This is a genomic window from Microcoleus sp. T3_D1, assembly GCF_036700405.1.
Lineage (GTDB): Bacteria > Cyanobacteriota > Cyanobacteriia > Cyanobacteriales > Microcoleaceae > Microcoleus.
In genome coordinates this window covers 1-15,567 of the sequence record NZ_JAUBOV010000054.1, presented here as the reverse complement: position 1 = coordinate 15,567, position 15,567 = coordinate 1, and the positions used below count along the sequence as shown (strand labels likewise).

Annotated in this window: 12 protein-coding genes; 10 read left to right on the top strand and 2 right to left on the bottom strand. The window is 45.4% G+C overall.

Annotated elements, in window-relative coordinates; genetic code table 11:
• Window positions 1–157: 157 nt before the first annotated feature.
• Window positions 158–991: a prohibitin family protein gene (locus QT992_RS22265; protein ID WP_333315296.1), complete on the bottom strand. Its 834-nt coding sequence runs from the start codon at window positions 989–991 to the stop codon at window positions 158–160.
• Window positions 992–1,621: 630 nt separating this feature from the next.
• On the opposite strand from QT992_RS22265, the gene nfi reads away from it, so the two are divergent.
• The 6 genes from nfi to QT992_RS22235 all read left to right on the top strand — a co-directional run bounded on the left by nfi (window position 1,622) and on the right by QT992_RS22235 (window position 8,195).
• Entirely contained in the window at window positions 1,622–2,275 is a 654-nt protein-coding gene (gene nfi / locus QT992_RS22260; protein ID WP_333315294.1) for a deoxyribonuclease V, read from the top strand.
• Between the two features lie 475 nt (window positions 2,276–2,750).
• Window positions 2,751–2,981 (top strand): KGG domain-containing protein, encoded by a 231-nt coding sequence (locus QT992_RS22255; RefSeq protein ID WP_006631632.1) that lies wholly within the window; start codon window positions 2,751–2,753, stop codon window positions 2,979–2,981.
• 474 nt (window positions 2,982–3,455) lie between these two features.
• Window positions 3,456–3,986: an FHA domain-containing protein gene (locus QT992_RS22250; RefSeq protein ID WP_333315293.1), complete on the top strand. Its 531-nt coding sequence runs from the start codon at window positions 3,456–3,458 to the stop codon at window positions 3,984–3,986.
• Between the two features lie 233 nt (window positions 3,987–4,219).
• The gene (locus tag QT992_RS22245) at window positions 4,220–6,220 is read left to right on the top strand and encodes an FHA domain-containing protein (protein ID WP_333377743.1); all 2,001 of its coding nucleotides are present in this window, start codon (window positions 4,220–4,222) and stop codon (window positions 6,218–6,220) included.
• 149 nt (window positions 6,221–6,369) lie between these two features.
• On the top strand, window positions 6,370–6,798 hold the full coding sequence (locus tag QT992_RS22240; protein WP_333377739.1) for a hypothetical protein: 429 nt from the start codon (window positions 6,370–6,372) through the stop codon (window positions 6,796–6,798).
• Window positions 6,799–6,965: 167 nt separating this feature from the next.
• Window positions 6,966–8,195 (top strand): DNA cytosine methyltransferase, encoded by a 1,230-nt coding sequence (locus QT992_RS22235; protein ID WP_333377736.1) that lies wholly within the window; start codon window positions 6,966–6,968, stop codon window positions 8,193–8,195.
• Here QT992_RS22235 and QT992_RS22230 read toward each other — a convergent pair whose 3' ends face one another.
• Window positions 8,196–9,068, bottom strand: coding sequence for a Cfr10I/Bse634I family restriction endonuclease (locus QT992_RS22230; protein WP_333377733.1), 873 nt, complete (start codon window positions 9,066–9,068; stop codon window positions 8,196–8,198).
• Window positions 9,069–9,270: 202 nt separating this feature from the next.
• Between QT992_RS22230 and miaB the strand changes: the two genes are divergently transcribed.
• The 4 genes from miaB to QT992_RS22210 all read left to right on the top strand — a co-directional run bounded on the left by miaB (window position 9,271) and on the right by QT992_RS22210 (window position 15,406).
• The gene (gene miaB, locus QT992_RS22225) at window positions 9,271–10,611 is read left to right on the top strand and encodes a tRNA (N6-isopentenyl adenosine(37)-C2)-methylthiotransferase MiaB (protein WP_333057608.1); all 1,341 of its coding nucleotides are present in this window, start codon (window positions 9,271–9,273) and stop codon (window positions 10,609–10,611) included.
• A gap of 197 nt (window positions 10,612–10,808) precedes the next feature.
• Window positions 10,809–11,882 (top strand): D-alanine--D-alanine ligase family protein, encoded by a 1,074-nt coding sequence (locus QT992_RS22220; RefSeq protein ID WP_333312532.1) that lies wholly within the window; start codon window positions 10,809–10,811, stop codon window positions 11,880–11,882.
• A gap of 260 nt (window positions 11,883–12,142) precedes the next feature.
• Entirely contained in the window at window positions 12,143–13,225 is a 1,083-nt protein-coding gene (locus QT992_RS22215) for an AI-2E family transporter (protein WP_333057606.1), read from the top strand.
• Between the two features lie 942 nt (window positions 13,226–14,167).
• On the top strand, window positions 14,168–15,406 hold the full coding sequence (locus tag QT992_RS22210) for an HhoA/HhoB/HtrA family serine endopeptidase (protein ID WP_445305342.1): 1,239 nt from the start codon (window positions 14,168–14,170) through the stop codon (window positions 15,404–15,406).
• The last annotated feature ends 161 nt before the right edge of the window (window positions 15,407–15,567 follow it).

Here is a 15,567-nt window from a genome sequence, read left to right as displayed (position 1 = left end):
ACCTTAGTTGTTAGTTGTATTGTCTACCCTTGCTGTTCGGCATTTAAAAAAGCACATCTTCACATCCGCAGTGAAAAACCCTCTATTCTTCCCCCCCTCAGACTCTCTCCCCCTCCCCCCTTCTCCCCGCGCCCTGGCCATCACGATCCGCAGCAGCTTATTTAGCAGGAGTTGCAGCTTGAGAACTCGGCGGCGCAATATTAATTAATGGCAAAGTTCCGCCTCCTCCCATTACTGTCGGAAACTGACCGTTCCATTTTTCAATTGCTTGCTGCTGCAAAATTTCGGCTGTTAATGTTTGCCGCTGCAAGCGTTGAGCTTCAGCTTTACCTTTAGCACGGTTAATTTCAGCTTGAGCATCTTGGGTTGCTTTTTGAACAGTAAATTCTGCTTGTTTAGCTTCTTGTTCTGCTATTTGTTTGGATTCGATCGCTTTGCTAAATTCTGGAGAAAAGCCAAAATTTATTAAAGAAACATCTCTGACGATGACGCCGTAAGGTTCCAAACGCTTTTTAAGGCTGTTGTCGATTTCTGTTTTGAGTTCGGTGCGCTTAGTGATAATTTCTTCTGCGGTCTTTTTAGAAGTTGCTGCTTTGAGCACTTCCGAAATTGCCGGACTCAGAATGCTGGTGACAATTTGTTCTTCGTCTCCCACTTGTTGAAAAACTTGATTAACTTTGGCAGGATCAACATTCCAGTTGACTGCCAAATCTGTAGTAATGCTTTGCAAATCTTTGGATGCTGCATCTGCTTTCAAATCTGTTTTTTGTACCCGCACGCTGAGAGTTTTTACCGAGGTGAATATCGGTAAAATCGGGTGGATGCCTTCATCTAAAATCGCGTCTTGAACTTTCCCGAAGCGCATCATGACGCCGCGTTCCCCTGGGCCGACGAGGGCAAAAGGTCTTAAAATTAAGGCGGCGATGATGAAGACGATGCCACCGACGATGTAGAGAGCTAGGTTGTACTGAACACTTTGCATGGTTTTCATAGGTTAATTCCGCTATGTTGTGTTACTTGATGTTAGTTTTCTCTTCGATATTATCTAAGATTATAACTTCATGTTAAGGGTGCAACAACTCATAAATTCATTGATTTTTTTTCATAAAAGTCATATAGTTGCGAGGGTCGGGGAACCTCTTAGCTCGATGAGCGGGGATGAACAATGGCACTTGTAGCTGGGTGAGATTAGTGATGAATAAATGTTTCAATTATCTTGACAAACAGGAGTTTTTTAGATAAAGCAGAAGTAAATAGATAGCTCGATCGCTCTGGGACAATGGATAAAATGGCGATCGGAAAAAGAAAGCTTTCTAGAAAGCTAAAAAAATTAGCATCAAATAGGTATTTTTTGTAAATTTTGAGTAAAAAATAGTAGGTGCGTGCCGATAAAACCTTTGGGGGTTGGTTCAAGCACAAGCGAAAGATAGAATTTCAATCTCCGACTTACAGACTCTATTTGTAGAATTGGCATCGGCCCGCCTTGCTCAACCCTCCTGAGTAGAAAAAAAGACTCAGGAGGGCAAGTTAGGAATTTATGACTACAAACGATAAAAATCCGAGTTTCAAAATGCCCGAAAATAAGTTAAGCTTAGATGAGAACGGTTGAAGAGAAATCAAAATGTTGCAGCGACACCCTTGGCCGCAGACAGTTGAAGAGGCGATCGCCATTCAAGAAGAGCTTCGGTCAGAGGTAATTACCGAAAATCAACTGGACACAGTTCGGTACGTCGCAGGCGTAGATGTCGGCTACGACAGTGCAAACGATGTATCGCGGGCCGCTGTAACAGTTCTGAGCTTTCCCGACTTGCAATTGCAGCAGCAAGCTGTAGTTCGCAGTCCTACAACTTTTCCTTATATTCCGGGTTTCCTGTCTTTTCGAGAAGTGCCTGCCGTTCTCGAAGCTTTGGAAAATATCAGTTTGAGGCCAGACTTGATATTGTGCGACGGTCAAGGACTAGCCCATCCCCGCAGGTTCGGTCTTGCCTGCCATTTGGGGGTTTTGACAGGGATTCCCACGATCGGAGTTGCCAAAAATCGATTTATTGGAGAACATTCAGAAGTCGGACTCGATCGGGGCAGTTGGCAACCCTTGCTGCGGTCGGGCTCAACGGTAGGAGCAGCGCTGAGGACGCAAACAGGGATAAAGCCGATTTATGTTTCCATAGGTCATAAGGTAAACTTGATCGGTGCGATCGAGTACGTCCTGCGCTGCGCCCCAAAATATCGCTTACCAGAAACAACTCGATCGGCAGACCAACTCACATCGGGATAACTGGCAAGCGCCGAAGGCATCAAAAAAAAAGTAAAAAGACCACAAAAGCATCCCTCTTTGGACTTTTAATTTTTGAGGTGTCGCCGCCCGAGTCGAAAAATCCTCTGAGTCTACTGCCAATCAGCTTTCGGTTCCATCCTTCCTGCGAACTAAAGCATCCTTCCAGCGAACTAAAGAATGACTATACCTGAGAAAGAGGTATAAAAGTTGGGGGGGTTTATAGAATGATTGAAAGACAGTAACCAGCTTAAAACATTGGCGGCTCTAACTATAGTGCCCGGGCGTGAACTATTTTTAGTTCACATTTGTAAATGATGAAAGATTCATTCTGCGAGTTAAACCAAAAGCTTAGATTCGTGTGATGAGGTTTCATAATTTACCGTCGGATATCTCACCACTGACTGGGAGTAACCATGACAGTGGGAGGCGAAGGCGCGATCGAGCTAAAAAATCAGAAACAAACAAGGAGACAGTCATGGCTGAGAAAAGCAAACGCGGATTCGCTTCTATGGATGCAGAAAAACAGCGCGCAATTGCTAGCAAAGGCGGAAAAGCTGCACACGAGAAAGGAACTGCACACGAATTCACCCCTGAAGAAGCCAGACAAGCTGGTCAAAAAGGCGGCGAAGCTGTCAGCAGAAATCGCGAACACATGGCTCAAATTGGTCGCGAAGGCGGTCGGAAAAGCCGCAAGAGCGAAGCTTAAGTCTCTGAAGGCTGGCCCTGTAATGAAAGATTGCACAGTTGCAGCGTGAGAGATAGCACTAGGACAGTGAACGTTTGAGGAGGTGGGGCGATCGAAGTTACCGAGGTAGTTCGATCGCCCAACCTCCAAAATTCGTGACTAGCGCACCAAAGCTTCGCAAAGGTGAAAACCCCACAGGAATTAGTTTTTAGCAATCGCTGCTCAATCTTTAACAGCAATTTTTTTACCAAGCTGCGCTAAATAATTTTGCGGGAAACAAAAGCTGACAAGCGCGAGTCAGTCTCTCAAAAAAAGCCAATACGAGCACTAAAAGCCCCGAACTCAGGGCTTTTTTGTTTAGCTGCACATAATAATATTTTTAGAAGTTCGATCGAGTCGGCGTCAATAATTATAATTAAGTTTTTTGGTGAGGAACTCCGTCCTCAAAATAAATCAGTTAATATTTTTTTATATTTTTGAGTTAACTATAAAATCATGACAAACCAGCTCACTTTAGCATGGACAGAAGCTGGGGTGCGCCAAACTCAGACAATTGAAAACGGACAGCCGAGCAAAAATCCGGGAACCGTCAGGCTAGGGCGCGATCCGGCGAAGTGCGATATAGTATTTTCGCATCCCAGCGTATCGGGGCTGCACGTTGAAATATTTTTTAATCAGGAATTGCAGGAGTATGCAGTGCGGAATTTGCGCGAAAGCAATCCGCCGCTGGTAGACGGAAAAATTCTCGCCCAAGGCGAAGCAAAATTGAAATCGGGAAGTCACATCCATTTAGGCCAAGTGCAAATCGAGGTGGTGAATGTGACGGAGGTGCAAGTAGCCGCGCCCCAGACAGTTTTGCTGTCTGGGCCTCCCGCACCTGGTAACTTTCAGCCGACGGGGCCTTCAAAATATGGTTTGCAGTGTCCCAAATGCAGCCGAATTTCGCCTTACGCGCAGTTGAATGCGGGGTGTCCGTGGTGCGGTACTTCTTTGGCGGCGGCGGCGAGTGTGATGCTGTCTCCGTGAAAGTTTGAAAAACTGAGATGTTGCACCATTCTCAATTACTTGTTTAGGAACAGGCAAGATGCCTGTTCCACAAGAAAATTCATCTATTGTGGAATGGGCATCTTGCCCGTTCTTGACAATGGTGCAAGATTTAAGAAAAACGGAAAATCAGGGTATCCGCTAAACACTTTCAAATTCACAAATCTTTTTTTGCAGAAAGCTCAAAGCCGACGGCTGATGTTTAAAAAATAATCATGAATTCTCAACCCTTGCGCCTGCGACTGACTTGGACAGATACAGCTACGGGGGATTGTCGATCCCCCATACTCGACTTACCCATCGCTTTGGGACGAATTTTTGAAGCTATGCCCGCCACAATCAACGGGAAACGAGTTTCTCGAATTGCCCTCAGCAGCAGTCAAGTTTCTCGCTTTCATGCAGTGATTGGCACCGAAGGCAACAGTATTTTACTTACTGACACGGGTAGCCGCAACGGTACTTTTGTCAACGGCGTTCGCCAAACCCGGTGCGTGCTGGCAAACGGGGATATGCTGCAAGTTGGGCCCTACGCGATCGGCATTTCTTTTGCTGTTAATTCCCCAGAAACGCCGTCGGTCAATTCTCACATTTTCTTTAACCCGCAGACCAATGGGCCAGACCCACGGGGGCAGCAAATGATGTTGCAGCTTCCTCAAACAGGTAGTAGGGGAGAATTTCCGCCGATCGCATTTTTGCACGCTTCTCAAGTGTCAATGCGATCGCTCCAATCTATGGGACTCCCTGTGACAGAAGTTGATTGGGCTGCCGTTGGCGGCGGTTTGGGCAGCTTTATTTGGGTGGATTTGCTGAGAATTTGCGGCGTGAAAATCGATCGAATTGCGGTTTTGGGCATGGAAAACCAGCCTTACGCCCGCTATCTGCGTCTATGCCTGAATTCCCAAATTCCGCTGCGGGAACGCCTACGATCGAATTCTGACTCTTGTCCAGACAACATTTGGGGGTGGCCTCCCTATGCTTTGCGGGAAGCTTGGCGGGAATTGCTCAAAGGGCGTTTGGGAGTATCACTGAAGTTGATGTGGCAGGTGTTTGCTGAACCGACTTTTGCCGAAACTTATACGCCTCGCGCGGGGAATGTGTTTGATTCTATTGACAGGGAAGTCGATCGAATTGGGTGGAATCAGATGTTTCGCTACGGTAGAGTGCGGGGAATTCGCAAAACAGATGACGGCAGGTACGCGATCGCTTATTCTCGATCGAATGCGGATCACCGCGACCACGCTTTTTTAATCGCCAAATACGTACACTTAGCCACCGGCTATCCCGCCATTCAATTTCTGCCAGACTTGCAAGCTTACCGCGAAAAAACCCAGGATTTTGAGTCAGTTGTCAACGCTTACGAAAGCCACGACGGCGTTTACGAAAAATTGGAGGCCAGCGGCGGCAGCGTGTTAATTAGAGGCCGGGGAATTGTGGCTTCGCGGGTGGTGCAGCGGATTTACGAAGCGCGACAGCGGAACAGTAATATTCAAGTATTGCATTTGATGCGATCGCCCAAACCTCAAGGTAACAAATTTAAACTCGCTGAGCGCAGCGTCGAAAATCACTACGAATTTCAACCTTTCAACTGGCCCAAAGCTTGCTGGGGCGGGGAACTCCGCGTACTGTTGGAACAAGCCGCCCCTGAATTGCGGCCGCAGTTGCTCACCGACTGGGGCGGCACTACCACAGCCCAGCGCAGCGACTGGCGGCGGATTGTCAAAGAAGGTTTAAGTCAAGGATGGTATCAAATTACCTTCGGGGAAGTCGAGCGAGTCGAGCGCGACAGTCAAAACCGCACGGTGACGTACATTCAGGAGAAGGAACTCAAGGGGCAAATTAAGTTAGAAGCTGATTTTATTATTGATGCTACGGGTTTGGACGCTAAGGTAAAAACCAGTCCCTTGTTAAACGATTTGGTAGCTCAATATAATCTTCCCCTCAACGGTTTGGGCCGGCTGAGTGTTAACAACGATTTTGAAGTGCCCGAATTGCGGAATTCTTCTGCTAGCAATACAGAAGGCCGTGTATACGCAGCCGGCGCGATTACTTTAGGAGGGCCTTACGCGCCCGTAGATAGTTTTTTGGGCTTGCAATACGCTGCCTTGCGATCGGTTGAAAGTCTGGCAGCCGACCGAGTTGCTGGTGTGCGGAAATTGAGCGTTTGGCGATCGTTTGTGCAGTGGTTGAAGTGGATTTTAAATAAATCTCCCGGCTAACTGAGAAGAGGAAATTCGGCAACAAGAAATGTAGGGGATTTAATAGACTTAAACAAGCTTTGCTTTCAGTCTAAAATCTAAAATATCAATTCAAAATCGAACAATTTGACCATGTAATCTAAAATCTAAAATCTAAAATCTAAAATCGCATGACTCCCACCTTATTCGGCCGCTGGCAAACTCGGTTACTGTTATTTGCCACCGTAGGCGTTTTAGTAACGCTGCCCTTTTTTCTGGGTTTAATTATCTCCCAATCAGGCTCAATCTTTTTCTGGATTTTAGGGTATGTAGCGATTTTGGGTCTCGGCTGGGATGCTTTATATATCTACATCCAAAAGTTCCGCTGGGATCGAGATTGGCCCGGTGCATTTCAATTACTCGCTGGAATTTTGGAAGCACTTTTTGTGTTATTTTTAATCAAAGTTATCGGTTTACCGGGGATACCTGCACAAGATTTTGACTTGGGAGCTTTTGCTTTGCATTATAGTTTAGTGTGGCTAGCTATTTATCTGGCATCGCAAACACTGATGCGGATTTTCTTTCCCCACTGGCGTTTCCGAGGCGGTCAATGGTTGTAATAATATCTGTAAGGGCAGTTTTTACCAACAATAATCGCCTCAAACACGCCCGGTCATTCTATAATATATGAGCAGGTTTAGCCAAAAATATCCGAAACTCACAGAGTAGTTTTCGCTCAAAACCCACCCCGGCCATTCTACCGATTACCAATTACCAATTACTTCCCGTGCACCTAATTCAACACAAAACCGCTATATTCTCATTTTTTTCAGGTTCAGGCTTCCTTGATTTGGGTTTTGAATCGCTCGGCTTTAATATAGTTTATGTAAATGAAATTTTCTTGCCATTCCTCCAAGCATACCGCCACTCTCGCCAGTGTCTAAATTTACCACAGCCAGAATACGGACACTGCGAAGGAGAGGAAGCAGATGTGACTCGACTTGTAGAGGGAAAACCAGCACTTCATTTGCGGGAATTGATGCAAGATGCTCGCAAGAAACACGATATTATTGGATTTATTGCGGGACCGCCTTGTCCTGACTTTTCTATTGGTGGCAAAAACCGAGGTGGGGAAGGAGATAAAGGCAAACTTTCAGCTTCCTACATTGAATTGATTTGCCAACAGCAGCCGGATTTCTTTTTGTTTGAAAACGTCAAAGGTTTGTGGAGAACGAAACAACATAAAATTTTTTATGACGCACTCAAAAATAAGTTGTCTGAGTCTGGGTACGTATTTGTGGAACGTTTAATTAATGCGATCGAATACGGTGTGCCACAAGATAGAGACAGGATTATCTTAATCGGTTTCCGAAAAAATCTTGTCAAAGATATGGGCATTTCTTTAGATGAAAACAGCGAAATGTTACCTGAAGATATATTTCCTTGGTCAAGTGAAATTTTATATCCCAAGTCAGAAGTTTTTTCTAATCCTTGGCCCGATACTGATGCGTTTGCCTGCGATGGTTTATTGCCTTGTCCTGATGGCATTCCCAAAGAGTTAACAGTACAGTTTTGGTTCCAAAAAAATGATGTTGCAAACCATCCTAATGCGGAACATTATTTTCAACCCAGAGCGGGGATTAAAAGGTTTGCTGCTGTTGATGAGGGAGATGATTCTAAAAAATCTTACAAGCGTTTGCACAGGTGGCGTTATTCCCCGACTGCTTGTTACGGCAATAACGAAGTTCACTTGCACCCTTACAAAGTTCGCAGGCTTTCTGTTGCAGAAACACTGGCCGTTCAGTCACTGCCAAAAGAATTTGCGCTGCCAGAAAATATGACATTAAGCAATATGTTTAAAACGGTGGGAAATGGGGTTCCTTACTTAGCATCGAAAGGTATTGCTCAAACAATTATTAAATTTTTAGAAACAACAGAATGGCATTCTGAACTGTCGCCACCCATCAATAAACAGTTAGAGTTACCTTTGAAGTTTCTTGAGAAAACTTACACTTAGCTATTGTCTAATAGCAGATTTAACTAAAGGTATTAAATCGGTTTTTCTGGTGTACAGGTATGTACCATCTACAAGTTTGAAGTTTTGTTCGATTGCTATACTATGAGGAGCAACTGCTGTTGTAAATATAGTCGTATCCGCAGGGGTTAACTCACTGGCAACCATATAATATTGCCAATTTTGATGCAATACATACCCCATTGCTTTAATCATCGCCGCCTCGAATAAAGGTTGATATCGGCGATCCGAACGGTTTGAAGTTTTAAGAGATGCTGCCGCTTTTACTTGTTCTAATTGTAATTTTCCTTTTAAAAAGTGGTACAAGGCTAAACTATCTGGATTTTTTACTTGTTGTTTTAACAAATGGTTAATAGATGTTGCAACATCACTCTTACCAATTACAACGATAATATAATCAGGACTTGGCATAAAAATATAGTCTTTAAAAGGAGCAAGTTTAGCTAGAGGTTGTCCAGATGCAAACTCACTACTTTTGAATAAACTTATAAATTTTGAAGAAGCTTCCTGGGCTCCTTCTTTTTGTGACTGTGAGTTGGGCAAAGAAAATACCGCGCTACAAGCATCATTATCTTGATTTATTTCCAATACAATTTCTGATAACAAGCTAGTTGCTATAAATTCATTCCATCTTCCCGTAGCGTTGTTAAGAGCACCCCCTTCAGGATTTTTTCCATAGATACTGTTAAAGGCTTCTCGTGTCTGAGTTCTAATCCAGCCAATAATTTCCTTAACCGATAAATTACTATCTAACCTCTCGACTACTTCGAGAGATAAATGCCTGTATATTGCTGTACTATTAATCTGAATTTTACTATTGGTGCCTTCCGTGAACCATTCAGTATAATTAACCATTTTTTGTTCCCTGCTATAAAATGTAATTTGTTACCCAGGTGTTAGGAAAACAACCAATGTATCTCCCCGTACTCAAAAATGCAGCAGTTTCTTAAGCAAGAACGATCGTATAATGTAAAAACGGGTTGAGAATATCTCTGCTGTTGAAAACTTTACCACAACGGCAAAACCAGCCTGCACTGAAAAATTATCTTTACTGTCCATGACCGTTAAACCCCGCCGCTATCACATCACTACTTTCGGATGCCAGATGAATAAAGCCGACTCGGAACGGATGGCCGGCATTCTGGAAAATATGGGCTTTGAGTTCTCGGAAGACCCGAACGAAGCTAGCTTGATTCTCTACAATACTTGCACGATTCGCGATAATGCCGAACAAAGAGTTTATTCTAACCTCGGAAGGCAAGCTCATCGCAAGCGCCAAGAACCGGGTTTAACTTTAATTGTAGCTGGATGCGTCGCGCAGCAGGAAGGTGAAGCGCTGCTGCGGAGAGTGCCGGAATTAGACTTAGTAATGGGGCCACAACACGCTAACCGACTTGAAGATTTGCTGGAACAAGTTTTTGAGGGCAATCAAGTCGTGGCGACTGAAGCTGTTGAAATTATGGAGGATATTACTAAGCCGCGCCGCGATAGCAAGGTGACTGCTTGGGTGAATGTAATTTACGGCTGCAATGAACGCTGCACTTATTGTGTTGTCCCGAATGTTCGCGGGGTTGAACAGTCGCGAATGCCGGAGGCAATTCGCGCGGAAATGGAGGATTTGGGCCGTCAAGGTTACAAGGAAGTAACTTTGTTGGGGCAAAATATTGATGCTTACGGGCGCGATTTGCCGGGGACAAAACCGGACGGCAGCAACCAGCATACTTTGACGGATTTGCTTTATTTTTTGCAGGATGTGCCTGGTGTCGATCGCCTCAGATTTGCTACTAGCCACCCGCGCTATTTTACAGAAAGATTGATTAAGGCTTGTGCTGAATTACCGCAGGTTTGCGAACATTTTCACATTCCTTTTCAGTCGGGAGATAATGATATTTTGAAAGCGATGTCGCGGGGTTATACTCAGGAAAAATACCGCCGGATTATTGATACAATTCGCCGTTATATGCCGGATGCTTCGATTACTGCGGATGCGATTGTCGGCTTTCCTGGGGAGACGGAAGCGCAGTTTGAAAAGACTTTGAAGTTGATCGAAGATGTTGGTTTCGATTTGGTGAATACTGCGGCTTATTCGCCTCGCCCTGGGACGCCGGCGGCTTTGTGGGAAAATCAGTTGAGTGAGGAGGTGAAAGCCGATCGCCTGCAACGGATCAATCATGTGGTGACAACAACGGCGATGGAACGATCGCAGCGCTATTTCGGACGTACTGAAGAGGTTTTGGTGGAAGTCCAGAATCTCAAAGATCCAACTCAGGTGATGGGGCGCACTCGCGGCAATCGTCTCACATTTTTTAAGGGCGATATTGCTGAATTGGCGGGTAAAATTGTGCGGGTTAAAATTACAGATATTCGCGCTTTTAGCTTGACAGGGGAAATGCTTTAAATAGCACCGGAATGAGATAGGGGACGGCTTACTTGTGAACTTTTCTAAGAAGATGTGATTTTTTTTACCGCAGAGAGCGCAGAGGACACAGAGGAAGAGTGGAAGGGAGGAGATAAGTAGTCTTAAAGCGGTTCGTATGTGCCTTAGTTGCGCTCTCTGCGTGTATATTTGTCGAAAAGTCCTAGGAGTAGTGAAAAATGACAATGATGCGGATCGGGCTATTGTTCGGGGGGCGATCGGGCGAACACGAAGTCTCTATTAGTTCGGCGCGGGCGATCGCCCGTGCCCTCGCTGCTGAGGAAAATGCCTCTAAATACGAAGTTCTGCCCTTTTATATCCAAAAAAACGGCCGCTGGCTGTCGGGAACATTACCTCAAGAAGTCTTAGCCACCGGAAAACCTCTGGAAATAGAGGAACAAACAGCAGAAGATGATTCTCCCGCCTCTGGACAGTTTCCTAATTTTAATGCTGTAGATGTTTGGTTCCCTGTTTTGCACGGGCCAAACGGTGAAGACGGTACGGTGCAAGGATTGCTGAAATTATTGCAAGTTCCTTTTGTCGGTTCCGGCGTTTTAGGTTCGGCGCTGGGAATGGATAAAATTGCGATGAAAATGGCTTTTGCTCAGGCTGGTTTGCCGCAGGTAAAATACGTCGCTGTCAACCGTTCCGAAATCTGGTCTAATCCTTGCGTTTTCCCCAAATTGTGCGATAAAATTGAAGCAGAGTTGGGCTATCCTTGCTTTGTTAAACCAGCCAATTTGGGTTCGTCTGTGGGAATTTCTAAAGCTCGATCGCGCGCTGAATTAGAAGCAGCCCTCGACAGCGCCGCCAGCTACGATAGGCGGATAATTGTCGAAGCGGGTGTGGTTGCTAGAGAATTAGAATGTGCAGTTTTAGGTAACGATAATCCCCAAGCTTCAACGGTGGGAGAAATTACTTTTCAAAGCGATTTCTACGATTACGAAACTAAATATACCCAGGGACAAGCCGACTGCTCAATCCCGGCAAAAGTCAGCGGTGCGATCGTCTCGCAAATCCAAGAAATGGCAGTGCAAGCATTTTTGGCTGTAGACGCTGCAGGTTTAGCGCGAGTAGACTTTTTCTACATTGAATCAACCGGAGAAGTTTTGATTAACGAAATCAACACTTTTCCCGGCTTTACAGCTACCAGTATGTATCCGCAAATGTGGGCAGCGGACGGCATTTCTTTCCCTGAATTAGTAGACCGTTTAATTCAATTAGCTCTCGAAAGGCACGGGGAAAAAGGTTGAATTGCGATTTGCAAACCGCTGCCCGGTCAACTGAAAATAAATTATTTTCGCAGGTAATATATCCATACTAGCGGAAACGATATAACATAGTTGTGGCAGGCTCTGCCTGCCAGCAACCCAATTTCCGCTGCGGGTCGAGCAACTGGAAATTTTCAGCAGTCGGGTATAAATAAATACACTATAAAGTGGTTAAGAAAGAAGGGCGAATAGCAGCGCCAATCTCACATCTTGCATCTCAAATTTTAACTCGCTTAACTTAGATGAGACGTTTCACTCAACTGCAGCAGTGGTGGACTTACGGACTGGTATTTCCCCTAGCGGTACTCAACTGCTGGTTAGCCCTCCTAGTCTTTGAATATTTTCGCGCCCTGATTACAGTTTTGGTAGTGGCTACAGTGCTGTCTTTTTTGCTAGATTATCCCGTGCGCTTTCTGCACAGATACGGCTTAAAGCGCGATCGAGCAGTTTTATCGGTATTGTTTTTGACTTTACTGGTATTGGTGGTTTTAGCTATCACTCTGGCTCCCATTCTGCTAAACCAAATCACTGAGCTCGCCACCCGACTGCCGACTTGGATAGTTTCTGGCACAGAACAAATTGAAGCATTCCACAATTGGGCGGAAAATCGCAATCTCCGCATTGATGTTAGCGGTTTGACTACCCAATTGAGCGATCGACTTTCATTTCAATTGCAGTCTCTCACTGGCGAAATTCTCAGATTTGGTTTGGGTGCTGCAGACAGTCTGTTGAATTTCCTCCTCACCATAGTCGTGACATTCTACTTGCTCTTGCACGGCGATCGCGTATGGGAAGGATTATTTAAATGGTTTCCCTCCAAGCTGAGCCTTCAATTGCGAGAGTTGCTGGCGCGAAGCTTCCACAACTACTTCGTCGGGCAAGCAACTTTGGCGGGTTTGATGGGACTGTCTATCACTGTTGCTTTTTTAATTATGCGAGTTCCCTTCGGACTTCTGTTCGGTTTGGGTGTGGGTGTAATGACTATGATTCCCTTCGGGGCACCTTTCAGTATTTGCATTGTCAGTTTGCTAATCACATTAAACAACTTTTGGCTCGGAGTCACAGTTTTAGCTGTCGCTACAGTAATTCAGCAAATAATTGAAAGTGGCGTTGCTCCTCGGTTATTAGGCGGTTTTATCGGTCTCAATCCTGTGTGGATTTTAGTGGCGCTGCTGGTGGGGGTTAAGGTGGCGGGAATAGCAGGTTTGTTAGTTGCTGTGCCGATGGCTGGTTTTATTAAGAATACTGTTGATGTTTTGGAAAGTTCGAGGAAAAAGTCGAGGGAAATCGATTCGGTTAGTTCCATTGAACCGATGGAGCAATAAAATTCCTCCCTAGGTTCAAATTTTAGATTTGAAGAGAGTTTTTGCAGGCTATTTTGACTTAAGGTTTAGTTGGTACTTTAGCTTGAGGCTTTACAGGTTTTTTACTTCCTGCTTTAGGGTGAGGCTTTCCGGTGCTTTAACTGCTGTCCTTCATGGATGCAGGCGGGGTCAAAAACTCCGTTTCTACGTTAACCTCGATCGCTCACAACGAATATTTTGCGTAGAAACCTGGTTTTTTTGAGTGCACGATTGTTGTTGACTTCGGATATCAATCCTGTCAGAAACCTCAGCCTAAAGGCGTGAGGCTTGAAAGAGAAATCTAACAGGCCATTCTGACCAGACTAAGCTTTAAATAGCTACGTTATTTAGGTCACGACACCCGCTTGATGCGAAGCTAGTCCCTTGCTCTGTCGCTAGTGGTTAAACAGTCTTAAGGTCACGCTCGACAGTGCTGCTAGCCGGCGCAAGCCTTTATAACCTTGTCGAAGCTAACTTTACCCCAGAAATGGGAGTTTGGGGCAACCATTCCCCAAAAATCGGAGAGGTTGCATAAAATTCCCTCTCCGACCCCGAAAGGGGATTTAATTCAATGTAAAGCCGTCCTATAAGGACGGGGCTTCAGACCCAGTTTTTTGGTGAAAAGTTCGCGAGAAATGCGGAATATGCGAGCTGGCTACCGTAGTTTGTATTATCGCACTCACACAGCAATTCGCCAGTGCCGACCCAGTTCGATCGCACTCAAAAGCTCGAATCCACAAACAATTTGCCGGCGACTGTCCGGTTTCTACCCCAGCTTGTAGGGTAAACCCCACCAGTCAAGCAGAACTCATAAATGCTTGAATTAAAATTAAAGAACCTTTAGTTGTAATTTAATTACAGTAGGTGCTAAAAATGCAAAATCCTAATTATAACTCTCCCTCTAACTCCCACCAAATCAATACTATGTCAACTAAAAATATGCCTGCTACAACTGTGCGTTCTCGCCGTTCTTCTTTGCCGAAAAAACTGGCTTTTTTATCCCTCATTTTGCTCGGCTCCACCGCAACAGTTGGGTGCAACGCCCTAACTTCTGGAGTTCCGGGAAGTTCTAACGCCATTCAAGCTGCACCTTCAACTCCAGCGCCAATCTCAGCATTGCCTGCGAATATACTGCCCTCTCAAGACTCTAATTTTGTTACTAAAGTTGTGCAGGAAGTCGGGCCGGCAGTGGTGCGGATCAATTCGTCTCGCACGGTGACGAACCAAGTTCCAGATGAGATACCCCAGCAATTCCGCCGCTTCTTCGGTTCAGAATCTCCCATTCAACCGGGAAATCGGGTAGAAAGGGGTTCCGGTTCGGGCTTTATTTTTGGTTCTGATGGTCGCATTTTGACTAACGCTCACGTCGTTAACGGGGCGGATACGGTGACGGTAAAACTGAAGGATGGCCGCGAATTTGTCGGTAAAGTTTTAGGGGTAGATACAGTTACTGATGTGGCTGTTGTTAAAATAGAAGCTAACAATTTGCCTGTGGTGAGTTTGGGCAAATCTGAAGAGTTACAGCCGGGAGAATGGGCGATCGCGATCGGCAATCCCCTCGGTTTGGACAATACTGTGACTGTGGGAATTATTAGCGCTACAGGCCGTTCTAGCGCCGATGTCGGCGTTCCCGACAAGCGCGTCAGCTTTATTCAAACCGACGCTGCGATCAATCCCGGCAATTCAGGCGGCCCGCTGCTGAACCAGCGCGGTCAAGTTATCGGCATGAATACGGCGATTATTCAAGGCGCTCAAGGATTGGGTTTTGCTATTCCGATCGATCGAGCACAACAAATTGCCGACCAATTAGTAACAGTAGGAAAAGCCGAACATCCTTATCTCGGCGTTCGGATGTTGAGCATTACTCCCGAAATCAAGAGAGAATTTAATCAAAATCCCAACACCAAATTGAGGCTGACTGAAGATAAAGGCGTGTTAGTTTTGGGAGTTGCGAAAAATTCTCCGGCGGCACAAGCGGGAGTTCGCCTTGCCGATGTGATCAAGAAAATCAACGGTAAAGAAGTAACTGATGCTGGCAGCGTACAGCAAATTGTCGAGAAAAGTACAGTGGGCAGCGATCTGCAGCTTGAATTGAGCCGTGGCGGACAACCTGTTACTGTGGCGGTGAAAGCAGGTGCTTTTCCAGCAGATCAGCAGCAGTAGAATTGTTGATTGCAACTTAGATATTGCACCATTGTCAATAATCCTTTTAGGAACAGGCAAGATGCCTGTTCCACAAGAAAATTAATCGGGAGCATCCCGGTTTTGTAAATGGTTAAAAGTATGATAAGAGCCAAAATTCTTCGCCCTCTGCTATATGATAG